This is a genomic window from Pseudomonas sp. (assembly GCF_041601375.1).
In the GTDB taxonomy this organism is placed as follows: Bacteria; Pseudomonadota; Gammaproteobacteria; order Pseudomonadales; family Pseudomonadaceae; genus Aquipseudomonas.
Map to the genome: position 1 here is coordinate 1 of NZ_JBFIIG010000097.1, position 16023 is coordinate 16023.

Sequence of the window (16023 nt, forward strand, 5' to 3'; positions counted from 1 at the left end):
CCAGCAGCGGCAGGATCATCCCCAAGAATGGCAAGGCGACAATTAGCGCAAGCGCCATACACAAAACCCCTTTTTTGCATGTCCGCCGGCCAGGCCATGGCCGGCGGTTAGCGTCCAAACTGCTACGCCAGCCCCATGACGCGGACTATCCGTCATGGGGCTGGCGCGCCTTATTGTATTGGCAGGTCTACGCCTGCTGCACGACTTGAGAGGCCCGTGATCATTCCCAGGGAGCTCTTTACATTGCTCGACCGTCACACGCCGACTCCTGTCAGAGCCAGCTAAGCCTTTGTCGGCACGGGATTATTTCATGATTATCCATATCTATCGATGCAGCGTTACGAATAGAAGTATTACTAAAATCGCAAGCCACGAGATTGTCTGACTCTAGCAGGCCGCTTTTAACGCCCCTCTCTTTTATCAAGAGGGGCAAGGCAGGTAGTTTCAACAGCCCGATAGCGGTCGCCAGGCACAGGGTAAAGATTCCTCGAATGACGCACACGAAAAAGCCGGATCAGCTGACGCCGATCCGGCTTGAGCACGGGTTACGGGGCGACGCGGCTGGTGCCGTTGACGGTCATGATCCGTACACGCTGACCAACCCGGAACACCTGATTCTCTTCGACGGCCTGCACATAGGCGCGCATGGTGCCGTCGTCTTCTCGCACGGTGATTTCCACGCCCTGGGTGCGGGTGAAACCCTCTTCGGTCGCGGCGCCGATCAATCCGCCGGCCACCGCACCAATCACTGCCGCGACAGCACTGCCGCGACCGCCACCGACACCGCTACCGGCCACTCCGCCCACCACCGCTCCGGCACCGGCCCCGATCGGCGTTCTGGTGCCTTCGATCTTCACCGGCCGTAGCGATTCGATAGTTCCCATGCGCACGGTCTGCACCACGCGGGCTTCATCGCGCGTATAGGTGTCGCCCGTGAGGCTGGACGCGCAACCACCCAGGATCAGAGCCAATGCCGTAAAAACTGTAACCAACGCAACTGGCTTACCCATGAGAACCGCCTCCGTTTGCAATATAGGGCTTATTAGACCGGCAAAGTCCGCAGCTGTCATCCTGTCCTCGGAAAAACCGCGCGTGACAACCTGCCTGCTTCAGTCAGCTTAGGCTATCGGTTAGGCTGCGCCGCAGGAGGGAACACCCATGGACTATTTCATCATCGCCAGTCTGACCGGCGCCGGACTCTACTTCCACTGGTGGCTGTACGTGCGGATCAAACGCTGGGCCGACCGCGACCTGGCCTTGTCGTTGGCCGGCAAGGACGCCGCGAAGAAGGACTATATGCTCCAGCGCCTGGCCGAAGCCCAGGCCAGCAAGGTCAAACGCCGCGAGCTACATGCCTGGCTGGAACGCGCGGCCGCCGATTACCGAGCGCCCTGAGAGTTTGCGAGATTATCGAGTGCCGTAGCGAGGACGCCAGGCGTCCGCGGCAGCGTGCCGCGTTCCGTTCGGAGGTAGCGACAACCCGCCATTTTTTTGTACCACGTCAATAATCCACGGTGCACTGCCTGCGGCGACTGACACCCTACAGATCGCGGGCTGCCCCGGATCCTAGGGCAGCCGCGGCGTAATCAGGGCGCCAGCCGCTCGCGACTCCAGACATCGTCATGCAGGCGATAGTCGAGGCGGTCATGCAGGCGATTGGAACGGCCCTGCCAGAATTCGACCCGCTCGGCCAACAGGCGATAACCGCCCCAGTGTGGCGGACAGTGGGGCGCCTGGTCGAGAAAGCGCTCTTCGACTTGCGCCAGCAGACGTTCAAGCTCGGCGCGGTCCTTGATCACCTGGCTCTGGGGCGAAGCCCAGGCGCCCAGGCGACTGCCCAGCGGACGCACCTGGAAATAGGCATCGGATTCGGCCGCAGTAACGCGCTCGACCCGCCCTTCGATGCGCACCTGACGCTCCAGGCTCGGCCAGAAGAAGGTCATGGCCGCATAGGGCCTGGCAGCCAACTGCTCACCCTTGGCGCTGTCGTAGTTGCTGAAGAAGGTGAACCCGCGCGCGTCCAGCCCCTTGAGCAGCAGCACCCGGCAATGCGGACGGCCCTCGGCATCTACGGTGGCCAGGGTCATGGTGTTGGGCTCGACCGGTGGTTGCTCGGTTTTCACCGCCTCGGCAAACCATTGTTTGAACAAGCTGAATGGCTCGGCAGGCGCCTGCGCCTCGCTCAAGCCATCACGGATGTAGTCGCGGCGCATATCGGCCAAGGTCTGGGTCATGACAAAGCCCTTGAGAACGGAAGCTGCCTAGCTTACCCGGACCCACCCGACTTGGCTTGATCCAGGGCAAGGATCTACTTGCCCGGCGCCGAATCGGCACTGCCTTGCGGTTTGCTGCTGACGGCGACCAGCGCCACGGCCGGAGCCGGCTGACTGTACTTGGCGACCAGCGCCCGCATGGTGGCCTTTGACGTCAGGATGATTTCCACCCGGCGATTGAGCGCGCGACCCTCGACGCTGTCATTGGCGGCACGCGGCATGTCCGAGCCCATGCCTTTGACCATCAGGCGATTCTGCTTCAAGCCGCTGAGCCGGAAGATGGCGGTAAAGGCCCGCGCCCGTTCATGGCTGAGCTCGCGGTTGGTCGCAGCGGCGCCACTGGTGTCGGCATGACCGATCACCAACACGGCACCGCCAGGGTCGGTTTCCAGCAATTTGGCAATCCGGCTGATCGGCCCGAGGGTCACCGGCAGCAGCATGGATGGACGATCCGGGTTGAAGGTGCCCTGCACCGGTGCCGTTACCACCAGTACATTCTCACCCCGCTCCATTTCGAAATGGCTGCCCTTGATCGCTTCACGCACGCGCGGCTCGTTATCGTCGAGCCAGGCCTGGATGACTTTCGGGTCTGGCATGGCAACAACCGCCACTGGCGGATTGATCTTCTCAGTGCCGGCGCAACCGGCGAGGAGCAGACACACACCGAGGGCGAGAAATTTATTGGCTAGCATAGGTTATCCAGATATGAGCATGAAGCAGTCGAAGGAAACCGGCGACGGGCCGGCATGAACACTTGAAACAACCCTGATAGGTTGAAAGTCTAGCCGAGACACCTACAAACAATCTGCCAAAACACTCGCAAGTTTCTGCGCACGGGGGTCCATCAAGACGAACGGTCCCAGATTGTTGACCACGAAGCCGAATGCCACATCGCGCTCCGGATCGGCAAAACCGCTGGAACCACCCGCCCCCGGATGCCCGAACGCTCGTGCACCCATGCCATAGCTGGCGTTGGCTACCCCGGGCTGATCGAGCATGCAGCCCAGACCGAAGCGTGTGCGGGTCAGCAGGGTCTTGTCATCGCCGACGGCATGCTCCCGGGTCAGCTCGTCGAGCAGCTCGCTTTCCAGCAAGCGGCCATCGAGCAAGCCGCTGTAAAACCCGGCCAGACTGCGCGCATTGCCGTGACCGTTGGCCGCCGGTTGCTGCATGCGCCGCCATTGCGGCTTGTTGGTGCTGGTCATGATCGACGGCGGGTTGCTGAAGGCGCGCGTGCTCATGGCTGCCGGCTCTCTCATCATGACCCTGAGCAGGCGCTGGGCGGCGGCATCGCCCAGGTTGCCCTTGCCGCGGGAGATATGTGCCACCCGGTCGAACTCTTCATCGGCCAGGCCGACATGAAAGTCCAGGTCCAGGGGTTTGGCGATGCGCGCGGCTATCGACTCGCCTGGGCCACGGCCTTCGACGCGCCGCAACAGCTCGCCAACCAGCCAGCCGTAGGTGATGGGCGCATAACCATGCCCCGCGCCGAGTGGCCACCAGGGCTGTTCGGCCGCCAGTGCGCCGGTCATCGCCTGCCAGTCGTACAAGGCCTCGGCCGGCAGCATCCGCTGCAGTGCCGGCAGCCCGGCCTGATGACTGAGCAAATGACGCAGGGTGACTTTTTCCTTGCCGGCGGCGGCGAACTCCGGCCAGTAGCGGGCCACGGGCGCATCCAGCTCGAGTTTGCCCTCGCCGACCAGTTGCAAGGCGGTGACCGCGGTGAAGGGCTTGGTGCAGGAAAACAGGTTGAGGATGGTGTCGCTGTGCCAGGGCTGCTGGCCGTCCTTGTCGGCCACCCCGGCCCAGATGTCCAGCACGGTCTCGCCGCCGATCTGCACGCAGAGCGCCGCGCCGCGCTCCTGCGGGTCGTCGAACAAGGCGGAGAAAGCGTCCTTGAGCGCCTCGAACTGAAGGTCGAAATAGCCCTGAATCTGCACAGGCGGTCCTTGGTTTGGGAAATGGATGATCAGCCGCGCATTGTTCCAGCCCGGCTTGCACTTGGGAACCCGAACAACCGGCTAGCCGATCTCCCGGCGAAAAGGCGGCAGCGCATTGAGGATCGCCTTGCCATAACGCTGGGTCACCACGCGCCGGTCGAGCAAGGTGATGGTGCCGCGGTCTTCTTCGGTGCGCAGCAACCGCCCGCAGGCCTGGACCAGGCGCAGCGAGGCGTCGGGTACGGCGATTTCCATGAAGGGGTTGCCGCCGCGCGCCTCGATCCACTCGGCCAGCGCCGCCTCTACCGGATCGTCCGGCACGGCGAAAGGGATCTTGGCGATCACCACATGCTCGCAATAGGCGCCGGGCAGGTCGACGCCTTCGGCGAAGCTGGCCAGGCCGAACAGCACGCTGTCCTCGCCGCTGTCGACCCGCGCCTTGTGCTTATTGAGGGTTTCCTGCTTGGACAGGTTGCCCTGGATAAACACCCGCTTGCGCCAATCGCGCTCCAGGCCCTCGAACACGTCCTGCATCTGTTTGCGCGAGGAGAACAGCACCAGGGTGCCGCGCGAGCCTGCCACCAGCGCCGGCAGATCGCGGATGATCGCCGCGGTATGCGCCGGCGCATCGCGCGGATCGGCATTCAGGTTCGGTACCCGCAAGACGCCGGCATCGGCATGATGAAAGGGGCTCGGCACCACGGAGGTCACCGCCACCTTGGGCAGGCCGGCGCGCATCCGGTAGCGGTCGAAGGTGCCCAGCGCGGTCAGCGTCGCCGAGGTCACCAGGGCGCCATAGGCGACGTTCCACAGGCTGCGGCGCAGGGTTTCGGCGGCGAGGATCGGGCTGGCGTTGACCTCGATGTCGAACAACGCGCCGCTGTCGGCCAGGGTCAGCCAGCGCGCCATCGGCGGGCTGTCTTCGGGGTCGTCGGCGGTGAAGGCCAGCCACAGTTCCCAACTGCCATGGGCCCGTGCCAGCAGGCTGCCGAACAGCGGGTACCACTCCTCGGCCTGATGACTGGCAATGCCGATGGTGGCCTCGCCATCCATGGCTTCCTTGAGTTTCTCGGTCACCCCGGTAAACAGCTCGGACAGTTTGGAAAAGCCTTTCTTCAACTCAGTGCCCAGCTCACGCAGGTGCTCCGGCACCTGGCCGCCAACGAAACGGTGACGCGGCCGTTCGCGGCCCTGCATGTCTTCGCCGGGTTTGAATTCGGCCACCTGCTCGCAGGCGCTGAACATGAACTGCTGCTGGATCTTGATCTCCCGCGCCAACTCCGGGACCTGCTCGATCAGGCGCCCCAGATCGCCTGGCAGCGGATGCTGGGCCAGCAGCTTGGCGAGGTTCTTGGCGGTCTGCTCGAGCCAGTCGGCGGTCGAACGCAAACGGGTGAAATGGGCGAAGTGGCCGATCGCCTTGTCCGGCAGGTGGTGGCCTTCGTCGAACACATAGAGGGTTTCCCGCGGGTCGGGCAGCACGGCGCCACCGCCCAGGGCCAGATCGGCCAGGACCATGTCATGGTTGGTGACGATCACATCGACCTTGCCCATGCCCTCGCGCGCCTTGTAGAAGGCGCACTGCTGGAAGTTCGGGCAATGCCGGCTGGTGCACTGGCTGTGGTCGGTGGTCAGTTGCGACCAGCGCGTGTCCTCCAGTTCCTCGGGCCAGCTGTCGCGGTCGCCGTCCCATTTGTTGCCGGCGAGCTTTTCCATCATGGCGACGAACAGTTTTTGGCTCTGCTCGTCGACGTCGATCCTGAAGCCTTCTTCCTCGAACAATTGGGCGGTGGCGCTTTGCGCCTGGCCTTCCTGCAACAGCACGTCGAGCTTGGACAGGCACAGGTAGCGGCCACGGCCCTTGGCCAAGGCGAAGCTGAAATTCAGACCGCTGTTGCGCATCAGGTCGGGCAGATCCTTGTGCACGATCTGCTCTTGCAGGGCCACCGTCGCGGTGGCGATCACCAGACGCTTGCCGGCGGCCTTGGCCACCGGAATCGCCGCCAGGCAGTAGGCCACCGTCTTGCCGGTGCCGGTACCGGCCTCGACCGCCACCACGGCGGGCTCACCGTCACGCCGACCTTCGTCGTCGACCTTGATCGCCCCCAGCACCTTGGCGATGTCGGCGATCATCAGCCGCTGGCCATAGCGCGGCTTGAGCGACTTGGCTTCGAGAAAACGCGTGTAGGCGCCCTGGATCTGGGACTTGAGTTCGGTACTGAGCATGGGATCTGGACGTGGGGTCTGGGCGCGAAAAGGCTGGATAAATTTTCAGTGTCTGACAACGGCCGCTATCATAGCGCGCTAATCGATAATGCGCAGAACCCGGACTGGAGTTTTACATGACACCTTACGCTGTGACCTACGCCCTGCATCTGCTCGCCGCTCTCGTTTGGGTCGGCGGCATGTTCTTCGCCTGGATGATCCTGCGCCCCGCCGCGGTCAGCGCACTCGAGGCGCCGGCCCGTCTGAAACTGTGGCTCGAGGTATTTCAGCGCTTCTTCTATTGGGTCTGGGCGGCCGTGATAGTGCTGCCGATTACCGGCGTGGGCATGCTCAACCTGCGCTTTTCCGGCTTCGAGACCGCGCCGCGCTACGTCCACATCATGACCGGCCTGTATATCGCCATGCTCGCGCTGTTTCTCCGGGTGCAGGCGCTGCAACTGCCCGAACTGCGCCGTGCAGTGGCGGCCGAAGACTGGCCGAGCGGCGGCGCGGTGCTCGGGCGTATTCGCCGCCTGGTGGGTATCAACCTGATTCTCGGCCTGGTACTGATCGGCATCGCTGCCGCCCGCCCGGGCTTTTGAGGATGAACCAGGAGCGCATGACGCTCCTGGTCTTGTTAAAAGCGTACGACATCCAGCGAGCCTGCAGCCCCGGCAGCACCCATCTGACCAGCCTGACCGGGGCGGCCATTGCGGGCACCCTCCGTGCTGTACAGCCAGCAGCCCTTGCTCGCGCCACCGGCGCCCGCGCTACCGCCGTTGCCGGCTGCGCCACCGGCGCCACCCTCGAGCAGTACCTGCAGGAGCTGCAGGGGAAAGTCCATCGGCACTTCCAGGTGCACCTGACCGCCCCTGGCGCCGGCCTGGCCATCGCCACCGCTCAACCCGTCATGGCCGCGCCCGGCCTGGCCCCAGGTGCAGCCACCCGGCTTGCCATCCGCACCATCCAGACCGGTGTAACCTGGCGCCCCCATGCCACCCCGGGCATCGATCAGTAGCGCCTGCGCCATCACATCCACCAGGCGAATATTCAGCGTACGGCCCGGCAATGCAGGTCGCAGGAACGAACCCGGAGCACCCCGCACACTGATCTGCGCACCGGCAGCAATTTCACCCTTGACCACGTCCAGGCGGAAGGCCTGTTCGCCGGGGGCGACGGCAATCCGCGCGTCACGCCCCAGGCGCAGCTCGGCGACATGCATTTCAGTCAGCCCGGACGGAATCAGCAAGGTGCCATGATCCGCGACGTGCAAGCGCTCCACCCGCAACACGGCGTTTGTCGCCGGCAAACGCAGCAAGGTATGCGACTGCACGTCGATCAGGCTCTGCGCCAGCACCAGTGGGCTACAGAGTACGGCCAGCAGCAGCAGGCTACGCATGCTCGACCTCCGACTGCACCGGTACCGCGCCCAGCGGCTGTGTCGGCGCCAACGACAGGGCCTGCAAATGGAATATCCCAAACACTAGAATCTGCACGCGCTCGAACCCCGGTCGAGTACGTCCATTCACACGCTCATTGAATAGCCACAACTCCAGCCCATGGATCAGTACAAGCAAAGCGCCCGCCAGGCTCAGCAGCAGCGCGAAGGGTTGCGCGAACGGATCGAGCAGATTGGCCAAGACCGCGCCCCAAAATAACGCGGTCAGCACTTTCCCCAACCCCAACAAGATTTTCATGTTCGCCCCTGGCAGTTTTTTGTTCCGCCGCACCTTATCTGCTTTGCGTCAAGCTAGCAAAAAACAGCCACGCGCCTCCCGCCACCGCCGGATACATGGCCGATCAACGACCGGCCCGCATCAACTCCCCCTAGGGCAGCGCTTCGACTGCCGCCTCGACCCTTCGGTTGATCGCGCGTCCAGACTCGCTGTCGTTATCGGCAACCGGACGGGATTCGCCGTAGCCCACAGCTGACACCCGATTGACGTCGATACCATGCTGCTCGACCAGTACGTCGCGCACCGCATTGGCACGCCGCTCGGACAGGCCCTGGTTATAGGCATCGGAGCCAATGGCGTCGGTGTGCCCCTCTACGATCGTGGTGGTCTGCGGATATTGCTTCATGAAGTCAGCGAGGCTTTTGATGTCGGCGTAGCTGCCTTCCTTGACTACCGACTTGTCGAAGTCGAACTTGACGTCCAGTTCGACTCGAACCGGCACAGCAGGCTCCTCAGGCTCCATCACTGGCGCCGGACTCGCGTACTCGGGGAATGGGCAGCCATTGTGGCGCACCATAGTATTGGGCGGCGTATCCGGACAACGGTCGCGACGATCGAACACGCCGTCGCCGTCTTCGTCACCGTCCTGGGCATAGCAAATAATGCCGCCTACGACCGCACCGGCCACGGCACCACCGGCGGCCCAAGCTGAACTTTCGATTGCGCCCAGGCCACCACCGGCCAGACCACCAATCGCACTGCACAAGGGCCAGTTGCCTTGGTTCAGCGGCGCGTCTCCCGTGCTGGAAGTCGTGACGCAACCAGAAAGAACGCTGCTGGCCAAGAGAAGGGGCAAAGCACCCCTGAAGAGTCTGGTTCTCATGGCGGATCTCCTGTGTCACTGGCCTGTTGCCAGTAACACAGGAGTTAAGCCGCACCCTCTGGATAGTACAAGTGCGCCCGGTGAGGGCGCGTGGCGGCAGTTAAGGCCGCGCCTCGACTTCAGCCTCGACTCGACGGTTGATGGCCCGTCCTTCCGGGGTCGAGTTGTCGGCAACCGGTCGCGTTTCGCCATAACCTACTGCATTGACGCGCTCACCGGACACGCCGTACTGGTTGACCAGCACATCGCGAACGGCATTGGCACGACGTTCGGACAGGCCCTGGTTGTAAGCATCGGTACCGATGGAGTCGGTATGCCCTTCAACCACGGTGGTGGTTTGCGGGTATTGCGCCATGAAGTCTGCAACGTTCTTGATGTCGTCAAAGCTGCCTTGCTTGACTACCGACTTGTCGAAATCGAACTTCACATCCAGTTCGACACGCACAGCTTCTGCGACCGGCTCAGGCATGACAGGCTCCTCGACCATCACCTCCTCGACCATCGCCATTTCTTCTACCTCTCCGGCGCCATGCACCCAGCAATAGGCGGCCGCCATGCCGGCACCGACCAACGCGCCGCCACCTGCCCAGGTAGAACTCTCGATAGCGCCCAGTGCCGCACCGCCCACACCACCGACTGCCGCACACATCGGCCAATCGGTTTTCTGCAAGCCAGCGCAGCCAGTCAAGAAACTGGTCGCCAGAATCAGGGGTACAGCTTTCCTTACGATGCTCATATGCATATCTCCAGTGGGAATCGGACAAAAACCGATACTTATGGATTAAAGACCGCTCCGTTAGAATGCGCCAGACAGTTTTTACATACTTGTAAGAATCATCGGCTCTAGGCCTTCCCGCAGCCGCGCGTTAGTCTTTTGCGAACCGATCGAGGATTATCGATGACCGAGAGCCTTTCTTCCCGCACGCCACAGCAAGCGTTGGCCGCTCTGCTGGAGCGTTACGCGCCCCATCGCCTGCTGTTGGTAGGCGCCAGCGAATTGCCGGCACTGGCGGCCTTTCAGGCCGCGCATGCCGATTGCCAGGTCGCACACGCCGTCGCAGGCGCCTTGCCGGCCGAATTGGCTGCACAACGATTCGACCTGGCGCTGGTCGTCGACTGCCTCGAACACCTGCCCAAGCGCACGGGACTGGAGCTGCTTGGCGGCATCCGCAACCTGAATGCCAGCCGCCTGGCAGTGCTGGTCGACCTGCAGGCCTGCGCCTGGCAGGACACAGATTTCTTTGCCCTGGCCTTGCAGGCCAGCGAGCGCTTTCAGCGAGGTGAACAGACCCTGAGCCTGTTCACCTACGACCTGCTCGACTACAAACAGGTCCCCGACTGGCTGAATGCCAAGTTCTGGGCCAACCCGGAAAATTTTGGCAAATACTGGTGGTGAACCACATGACGACAGTCGACGCCGCCGCACCAACTTGCCCTTGCGGCAGCGGCGACTCGCTCAGCGCGTGCTGCGGCCGCTACCATGCCGGGCTGCCGGCGCCGAGCGCCGAAACGCTTATGCGTTCACGCTACAGCGCCTATGCGCTGGGACTGGTCGATTACCTGCTGGCGACCACCCTGGCGGCGCAACAGCCGGGACTGGATCGCACCGCCATCAGCGCCTGGAGCCTGCACAGCACCTGGCTTGGCCTGGAAGTCGAAAGCTGCGAAGTACTGGGCGGTCAGCCGGAACATGCGTTCGTGACCTTTACTGCGCGCTGGCACGATGACGGCGGCGAACATGCCCACTGCGAACGCTCCGCCTTCGTCCAGCACGGGGGGCATTGGTACTTTATCGACCCCACGATCGCGTTGCAGGCCGGGCGCAATGACCCCTGCCCTTGCGGCAGCGGACAGAAATTCAAGAAATGCTGCGCGGGCTTTGTCTGAAACGTCACGCACCGGGCCGGGCGCAAGCCCGGCCTCGATCTATTCCTGTAATTTCAGATGGGAAATATCCGGCGGCGGCGCAGCAGGTGCGGCCTTGATCTCACCCATGTCGCTGCCGGCAGGCGCCAGGCTGAATTGCGACAGATCGAGAGGCGGCGCTTGCGGTTCAGGTTTGTCGTCCTGCAAATCCTCGCCCAGCGGAGCGATCGCAAAGTCCGGCGCATCGACATCCGAAAATGCCGCCATATATTCATCCCGCGGCAGCACTTGCAGGCGTTTTCCGGCCGGCGCAGGCAAGGTTCCCTCAGGCACAGCCTCGGGCATTGCAACGGCGGGCGGCGACGCCAGTTCGCTTTCCTCTACCATGACCCGCACTTCGACCAGAGCGCCGGCGCGCAGCAAGGTGCTGCGATATTTTTCCGCGCCGGCCGCATCCAGATTGTTCTTGATCACGATGCGCCGCCCGGAGAACAGCAAGGCAATACGCTGAGCATCGGCCTGGAACAACTTGGCCAGATTGGCTCTGACCGACTCCAGTTGCGCCCCCGGTTCAAGCTGGCCGGCAAAGGCGATCTCATAACGAACCATGGTCATACTCCTGTCTTTATCGGCGCCCAGTATGGCGCAGGTTTTTACCCTCGGATGCTGTGAACATATCGAGCTGCGTCGCAAAACCGACACCTGGCGTTTGCGACAAGGTGTTTTTCATAACCTTCACAACACGTTGCAGCCGGACACGCGCTTGATACACTGACGCGTCCTTTGGAGTATGAAATGTTTTCCCAGGCGCTAACTATAAGAATTCTCAGCCTAATGGTGTTTTTCGGCCTGCTTTGCGGCCTCGGCGGCTGTTCTACCTGGACAACCGGGGAGTTCAAGGATCCGGATGTCCGTCTGGTCAAAGTCGATGTCATCAAGGCCAAGCTATTGGAGCAGCACTTCGTCCTGCGTTTTCGCATCGACAACCCCAACAGCATGAGCTTACCGGTGCGCGGTCTGGATTACCGGGTGCACCTCAACGAGGTGAAACTGGCGGAAGGTCAATCCGACACCTGGTTCACGGTTCCAGCCCACGGCCACCATGTGTTCGATGTCCCGGTGCGCACCAACCTCTGGCGGCACCTGCGGCAAATCGTCAAATTGCTCGAGCGACCCGAAGAGCCGATCCGCTATCGCCTCGAAGGCCAGGTAAAAACCGGTTTGTTGTTCGGCCGTAGCGTGCACATGTCGCGTAATGGCGAGATAATCCCCGGCGATTTCATTCCCGAGTAACCACACATGAATCAACACGCCCACGTACACGGCCCCGATTGCAACCACGCCGAGCATGACCATGACCATGACCATGACCATGACCACGTGCATGGCCCGAACTGCAACCATGCTCACCAGGAGCCGGCGCGCAATGCCCTGAAAGACGTCGGCCGCAACGACCCCTGTCCCTGTGGCAGCGAGAAGAAATTCAAGAAATGCCACGGCGCCTGATGTGCCCATGAGCACCTTGAATCTGCTGCTTCTGTTGGCCGGCGCCCTGGTGGTGACGGCCCTTGCCCTGTACGCCTTGCTCCTGTGGCGCCGGGTCTGGGCGCAGCGGCGCAACCTGGCGCAGGCTGAAAGCCAACGCCGTGAGCGCCTGGCTGGCGACTTGCATATACTCGCCGGCAGCCTGCTCGATGGCCAGCTGCCGTTGATCGAAGGCGCTATCCGGATCAAGGTGCTGCTGGACAACTACGACACCGCGCTGAGCCAGGACACCCGCTGCCAGGTGTTCCACCTGCTGTTCGAAGCCACCGCCCAGGTGCCGACTCATGCAAATTGGAAGGCCCTGGAGCAGCCCGAGCGGCGCCAGCACGAAAAGCACTTCAACGAACTGGAACTGCAGCACAAGGCTGCCGCTCGCACAGCCGCACGCTGGCTGCTCGAGGAAGGCCTGAAACACCCCGGCACCTGACCCAGGCGGGCTTGCCGGGGGTTAGGCGGCCCGTTCGCCCACCAATCTGTCCAATCCTGCGTTCTGCAAGGAGCTCGCTGCATGCTACCGCGCGCATTCCGCCCCATGGCCCTGCTGGGCCTCGCCGCCACCCTTGCTGCCGGCCTGGCGGCAAGTGGCTGCCAGTCGTTTCTCGACAGCCGTTACCGCGAGAGCCTGCCCCCGGACCAGGGCAGCGTGCGCGTTCAGGGCCTGGCGCAAACCGTCGTGGTTCGGCGCAATGCCCTGGGCATGCCGCTGATCGAAACCAACACCTTCCACGATGCACTGTTCGCCTTGGGCTATGTGCATGCCAGCGACCGCCTCAGCCAGATGGTCGGCCTGCGCCTGATGGCCGAAGGCCGATTGACCGAGATGGCCGGCCCCGGCGTCCTGGAAATCGATCGCCTGATGCGCACGGTCAACCTGAAGAAAAGTGCCGAAGTGCTCTATGCCAACGCCTCGCCACGACTGAAGAAGTTCTTCGAGGTGTACGCCCGCGGCGTCAATGCCTACCTGTTCCACTATCGTGACAAGCTGCCGATGGACCTGGCCCAGTCCGGCTATCGTCCGCCCTACTGGAAGGCCGAAGACTCGGTGCTGGTGTTCTGCCTGATGAACTTCGGCCTGGCGGTCAATCTGCAGGAAGAAATCGCCGCCCTGGTGCTGGCGCAGAAAGTCGGCAGCGAGCACCTCGCCTGGTTGCTGCCCACCTACCCGGACGAACCGCTGCCGTTCGATGAGGCCGAAAAACTCAAGGGCCTGACCCTGAGCGGACAACTCCCCGGCCTGGCCGCCGTCAGTAATGCGGCCAGGCAACTCGCCAGCACCCACATGCTAGGCGTCGCCGCCTCCAACAACTGGGCCATCGCCCCACAGCACAGCCGCAGCGGCAAGAGTCTGCTGGCCAACGACACCCACCTGCCGCTGTCGATGCCCTCGGCCTGGAACTTCGTGCAGATCCGCTCGCCGAAATTCCACGCCGCCGGCGTGTCGATTGCCGGCGTACCCGCCATCGTTGCCGGGTTCAACGGCAAACTCGGCTGGGGCATGACCATGGTCATGGGCGACAACCAGGACCTGTTCCTGGAGAAAATCCGACGTCAAGGCAACCGCCTCTATTACCAGGCCGACGGCAAATGGCTGCCCACCCGGGAGCGCCAGGAAACCTTCTTCATCAAGGGTGAGCGACCGATTCGCGAAACCATCTACGAGACCCGCCACGGCCCGCTGCTCAACTCGGTACTGGGCGAACGCAAACACCCGTTGCAGCCGCTGCAACTGGACAGCGGCTACGGCCTGGCCCTGCAAACCACGCAATTCGAGGCGGACCAGTCCCTCGATGCGCTGTTCGACCTGTCCCGCGCGCAATCGGTGGAGCAAGCCTTCGAGGCCACCCGCGAAGTGCGCGCCACGCCCTTGAATATCGTCTTCGCCGACGCCCGGCACATCGGCTGGCAAGTCACCGGGCGCTTTCCCAATCGCCGCGAAGGCCTTGGCCTGATGCCTTCGCCGGGCTGGGACAGCCGTTACGACTGGGATGGCTTCGCCGAGCCGATGCTGCATCCCTACGATCAGGACCCGCAGCAGGGCTGGCTGGGCACCGCCAACCAGCGCACCGTACCGCGCGGCTATGGCATGCAGCTGTCCAACTCCTGGTACTACCCGGAGCGCTACGAGCGCCTGGCGCAACTGGCAGGCAGCGGCAAGCACGACACCCGCAGCATGATCGCCATGCAGTACGACCAGACCACGCCCTTCGCCGGCAAGCTGCAAGGCATGTTCGCCGCGCCCGGCATGGCCGAGCCACTGCATAAGGCCATCGAGGCCCTGCCCGCGCAGGAACGCGCCAGAGCGCGCGAGGCCCACAGCCGGCTGATGGCCTTCGACGGCAACCTCGCTGCCACCTCAGGGGATGCCGCACTCTACGGCGCCTTCCTCCACGAAAGCGCACGGCAGATCTTCCTCGACGAACTGGGCCCCGATACCAGTCCGGCCTGGCTGGCCCTGGTGGAAACCGCCAACACATCCTATTCGGCCCAGGCCGACCACCTGCTGGGCCGCGACGACAGCCCGTTCTGGAACGACATCGGCAGCGCCCAGCAAGAAGACAAGCCGGCCATTCTCGCCCGCAGCCTGGCCGCCGCCGTGACCTTCGCCGAAGCCAAGCTGGGCAGTGAGCGCAGCACCTGGCAGTGGGGCAAGCTGCACAGCTACGAGTGGATCAGCGAAACCAGCAAACTGGCGCCCTACATGAGCGCCAGCCAGCGCACCGGAATCAACGCGCTAAAGGGTTATCTCGATCGCGGCCCCTACCCGGCCGGTGGCGACCACAGCACCCTCAACGCATCGGCCTACCACTGGGGGCAGGACTTCGACACCTGGCTGATCCCGGCCATGCGCATCGTCGTCGACTTCGGCCGCGAAGAGCCGCTGATCGGCCTGAACAGCTCCGGCCAATCCGGCAACCCGGCGAGCGAGCATTACGCGGACGGCATCGAGGCCTGGCGCAAGGGCCAGTACATGAGCTTTCCGTTTCAGCCACAGAACCTCGAGAAGGTCTATGGCACTAAACGACTGATCCTGACACCCGCTAAATAGTTACCGTTGGTCGGCGATTGCTGAACCAACTTGCCAGCCTCGGCTCTGAATTAGCGGACTTACTCCATAGATCATCATTTTCGGGCGCCCTTTGGGCGCCCATTTTTTTGTGCATGATTTAGCTGCGCGCTCGCCCGCCCCGGGCCTGCCGGGCGCCGAGCATGGTCAGACGCGAGTAATCCCGGTGATGGTGATGCCGTAACGTTCAGCCAGACGCACGGCAGGAGTCTGGATTTCATTGGGCAGGTCTGTTGGCTCTTCGGGCTCGTAGACCTTTTCGGCCATCTTGAGCAACTGCATTGCCACCTGCTCCATGCTCGGTTTGCTGGGGGACTGAAGCTCGAACACCTCGGTGCGCTCATCTTTGCTGTATGTGATCTTCCACGTCGTCATGACTGATGCCTCCCGCACTAAAATACTCGATCGCCCGCCCATTACGGACTGGCTGCTAGGAGCCTGTCGGGCTTGACCGTTCGTAGCGAGGGAAAGTCCGGTTTGAGGCAGTTTTGGTGCTTTTCCGAGGCGAATAGCTGGCTATTTAACGAGGGAAAGCAGCAGAAATGACCAAATCCGGCTTTTCCGCAGTAGA

At 62.9% G+C, this 16023-nt stretch carries 18 protein-coding genes and 1 pseudogene; 8 read left to right on the plus strand and 11 right to left on the minus strand.

From position 1 onward, the window contains the following. Positions 1-545: 545 nt before the first annotated feature. On the minus strand, positions 546-1010 hold the full coding sequence (locus ABZE94_RS13490; RefSeq protein WP_372876026.1) for a glycine zipper domain-containing protein: 465 nt from the start codon (positions 1008-1010) through the stop codon (positions 546-548). Between the two features lie 148 nt (positions 1011-1158). On the opposite strand from ABZE94_RS13490, the gene ABZE94_RS13495 reads away from it, so the two are divergent. Continuing rightward, a complete protein-coding gene (locus tag ABZE94_RS13495) occupies positions 1159-1395 on the plus strand; it encodes a hypothetical protein (protein ID WP_372876027.1) in 237 nt (78 codons plus the stop codon). A gap of 191 nt (positions 1396-1586) precedes the next feature. Here ABZE94_RS13495 and pdxH read toward each other — a convergent pair whose 3' ends face one another. From pdxH to dinG, 4 genes are all read right to left on the minus strand, one after another. Further along, on the minus strand, positions 1587-2234 hold the full coding sequence (gene pdxH, locus ABZE94_RS13500) for a pyridoxamine 5'-phosphate oxidase (RefSeq protein WP_372876028.1): 648 nt from the start codon (positions 2232-2234) through the stop codon (positions 1587-1589). Between the two features lie 74 nt (positions 2235-2308). Next, on the minus strand, positions 2309-2965 hold the full coding sequence (locus tag ABZE94_RS13505) for an OmpA family protein (RefSeq protein ID WP_372876029.1): 657 nt from the start codon (positions 2963-2965) through the stop codon (positions 2309-2311). 102 nt (positions 2966-3067) lie between these two features. Beyond that, positions 3068-4213, minus strand: a complete 1146-nt coding sequence (locus tag ABZE94_RS13510; RefSeq protein WP_372876030.1) for a serine hydrolase domain-containing protein — start codon at positions 4211-4213, stop codon at positions 3068-3070. An 81-nt stretch (positions 4214-4294) separates the two neighbouring features. Further along, on the minus strand, positions 4295-6439 hold the full coding sequence (gene dinG / locus ABZE94_RS13515; protein WP_372876031.1) for an ATP-dependent DNA helicase DinG: 2145 nt from the start codon (positions 6437-6439) through the stop codon (positions 4295-4297). A gap of 116 nt (positions 6440-6555) precedes the next feature. Here dinG and ABZE94_RS13520 point away from each other — a divergent pair, with 116 nt between their 5' ends. Beyond that, complete coding sequence (locus ABZE94_RS13520) at positions 6556-7020, plus strand: CopD family protein (protein WP_372876032.1); 465 nt, start codon at positions 6556-6558, stop codon at positions 7018-7020. A gap of 35 nt (positions 7021-7055) precedes the next feature. Here ABZE94_RS13520 and ABZE94_RS13525 read toward each other — a convergent pair whose 3' ends face one another. From ABZE94_RS13525 to ABZE94_RS13540, 4 genes and pseudogenes are all read right to left on the minus strand, one after another. Beyond that, positions 7056-7817, minus strand: a complete 762-nt coding sequence (locus tag ABZE94_RS13525; protein ID WP_372876033.1) for a collagen-like protein — start codon at positions 7815-7817, stop codon at positions 7056-7058. After that, entirely contained in the window at positions 7810-8115 is a 306-nt protein-coding gene (locus tag ABZE94_RS13530; protein ID WP_372876034.1) for a DUF1145 domain-containing protein, read from the minus strand. The genes ABZE94_RS13525 and ABZE94_RS13530 overlap by 8 nt, the downstream gene beginning before the upstream one ends. 130 nt (positions 8116-8245) lie before the next feature. After that, entirely contained in the window at positions 8246-8977 is a 732-nt protein-coding gene (locus tag ABZE94_RS13535; RefSeq protein ID WP_372876035.1) for an OmpA family protein, read from the minus strand. A gap of 100 nt (positions 8978-9077) precedes the next feature. Beyond that, positions 9078-9434 (minus strand): annotated as a pseudogene (locus tag ABZE94_RS13540) (OmpA family protein); the annotation flags it as partial. A gap of 441 nt (positions 9435-9875) precedes the next feature. On the opposite strand from ABZE94_RS13540, the gene ABZE94_RS13545 reads away from it, so the two are divergent. Together ABZE94_RS13545 and ABZE94_RS13550 are read left to right on the plus strand one after the other, a co-directional pair. Continuing rightward, entirely contained in the window at positions 9876-10373 is a 498-nt protein-coding gene (locus tag ABZE94_RS13545; protein WP_372876036.1) for a DUF6231 family protein, read from the plus strand. Positions 10374-10378: 5 nt separating this feature from the next. After that, positions 10379-10864, plus strand: coding sequence for a YchJ family protein (locus ABZE94_RS13550; protein ID WP_372876037.1), 486 nt, complete (start codon positions 10379-10381; stop codon positions 10862-10864). A 39-nt stretch (positions 10865-10903) separates the two neighbouring features. Here ABZE94_RS13550 and ABZE94_RS13555 read toward each other — a convergent pair whose 3' ends face one another. Next, positions 10904-11452 (minus strand): hypothetical protein, encoded by a 549-nt coding sequence (locus ABZE94_RS13555; protein ID WP_372876038.1) that lies wholly within the window; start codon positions 11450-11452, stop codon positions 10904-10906. A gap of 186 nt (positions 11453-11638) precedes the next feature. Between ABZE94_RS13555 and ABZE94_RS13560 the strand changes: the two genes are divergently transcribed. The 4 genes from ABZE94_RS13560 (at position 11639) to ABZE94_RS13575 (ending at position 15434) form a co-directional block, all read left to right on the plus strand. Then, positions 11639-12136, plus strand: coding sequence for an LEA type 2 family protein (locus tag ABZE94_RS13560; protein ID WP_372876039.1), 498 nt, complete (start codon positions 11639-11641; stop codon positions 12134-12136). A 6-nt stretch (positions 12137-12142) separates the two neighbouring features. Next, positions 12143-12349, plus strand: a complete 207-nt coding sequence (locus ABZE94_RS13565; protein ID WP_372876040.1) for an SEC-C metal-binding domain-containing protein — start codon at positions 12143-12145, stop codon at positions 12347-12349. Positions 12350-12356: 7 nt separating this feature from the next. After that, complete coding sequence (locus tag ABZE94_RS13570; RefSeq protein WP_372876041.1) at positions 12357-12815, plus strand: DUF2489 domain-containing protein; 459 nt, start codon at positions 12357-12359, stop codon at positions 12813-12815. 105 nt (positions 12816-12920) lie between these two features. Next, on the plus strand, positions 12921-15434 hold the full coding sequence (locus ABZE94_RS13575) for a penicillin acylase family protein (RefSeq protein ID WP_372876043.1): 2514 nt from the start codon (positions 12921-12923) through the stop codon (positions 15432-15434). 165 nt (positions 15435-15599) lie between these two features. On the opposite strand, the gene ABZE94_RS13580 is transcribed toward ABZE94_RS13575, so the two are convergent. Further along, positions 15600-15827 (minus strand): hypothetical protein, encoded by a 228-nt coding sequence (locus ABZE94_RS13580; protein WP_372876042.1) that lies wholly within the window; start codon positions 15825-15827, stop codon positions 15600-15602. Positions 15828-16023 lie beyond the last annotated feature (196 nt).

What these genes read in the sequence shown, in the direction of transcription:
- pdxH (WP_372876028.1), bottom strand. Translation starts at nt 2,234, where the DNA reads ATGACCCAGACCTTGGCCGATATGCGCCGCGACTACATCCGTGATGGC.
- ABZE94_RS13560 (WP_372876039.1), top strand. Translation starts at nt 11,639, where the DNA reads ATGTTTTCCCAGGCGCTAACTATAAGAATTCTCAGCCTAATGGTGTTT.
- ABZE94_RS13495 (WP_372876027.1), top strand. Translation starts at nt 1,159, where the DNA reads ATGGACTATTTCATCATCGCCAGTCTGACCGGCGCCGGACTCTACTTC.
- ABZE94_RS13575 (WP_372876043.1), top strand. Translation starts at nt 12,921, where the DNA reads ATGGCCCTGCTGGGCCTCGCCGCCACCCTTGCTGCCGGCCTGGCGGCA.
- ABZE94_RS13535 (WP_372876035.1), bottom strand. Translation starts at nt 8,977, where the DNA reads ATGAGAACCAGACTCTTCAGGGGTGCTTTGCCCCTTCTCTTGGCCAGC.
- ABZE94_RS13525 (WP_372876033.1), bottom strand. Translation starts at nt 7,817, where the DNA reads ATGCGTAGCCTGCTGCTGCTGGCCGTACTCTGTAGCCCACTGGTGCTG.
- ABZE94_RS13550 (WP_372876037.1), top strand. Translation starts at nt 10,379, where the DNA reads ATGACGACAGTCGACGCCGCCGCACCAACTTGCCCTTGCGGCAGCGGC.
- ABZE94_RS13545 (WP_372876036.1), top strand. Translation starts at nt 9,876, where the DNA reads ATGACCGAGAGCCTTTCTTCCCGCACGCCACAGCAAGCGTTGGCCGCT.
- ABZE94_RS13555 (WP_372876038.1), bottom strand. Translation starts at nt 11,452, where the DNA reads ATGGTTCGTTATGAGATCGCCTTTGCCGGCCAGCTTGAACCGGGGGCG.
- ABZE94_RS13530 (WP_372876034.1), bottom strand. Translation starts at nt 8,115, where the DNA reads ATGAAAATCTTGTTGGGGTTGGGGAAAGTGCTGACCGCGTTATTTTGG.
- dinG (WP_372876031.1), bottom strand. Translation starts at nt 6,439, where the DNA reads ATGCTCAGTACCGAACTCAAGTCCCAGATCCAGGGCGCCTACACGCGT.
- ABZE94_RS13505 (WP_372876029.1), bottom strand. Translation starts at nt 2,965, where the DNA reads ATGCTAGCCAATAAATTTCTCGCCCTCGGTGTGTGTCTGCTCCTCGCC.
- ABZE94_RS13570 (WP_372876041.1), top strand. Translation starts at nt 12,357, where the DNA reads ATGAGCACCTTGAATCTGCTGCTTCTGTTGGCCGGCGCCCTGGTGGTG.
- ABZE94_RS13490 (WP_372876026.1), bottom strand. Translation starts at nt 1,010, where the DNA reads ATGGGTAAGCCAGTTGCGTTGGTTACAGTTTTTACGGCATTGGCTCTG.
- ABZE94_RS13520 (WP_372876032.1), top strand. Translation starts at nt 6,556, where the DNA reads ATGACACCTTACGCTGTGACCTACGCCCTGCATCTGCTCGCCGCTCTC.
- ABZE94_RS13580 (WP_372876042.1), bottom strand. Translation starts at nt 15,827, where the DNA reads ATGACGACGTGGAAGATCACATACAGCAAAGATGAGCGCACCGAGGTG.
- ABZE94_RS13565 (WP_372876040.1), top strand. Translation starts at nt 12,143, where the DNA reads ATGAATCAACACGCCCACGTACACGGCCCCGATTGCAACCACGCCGAG.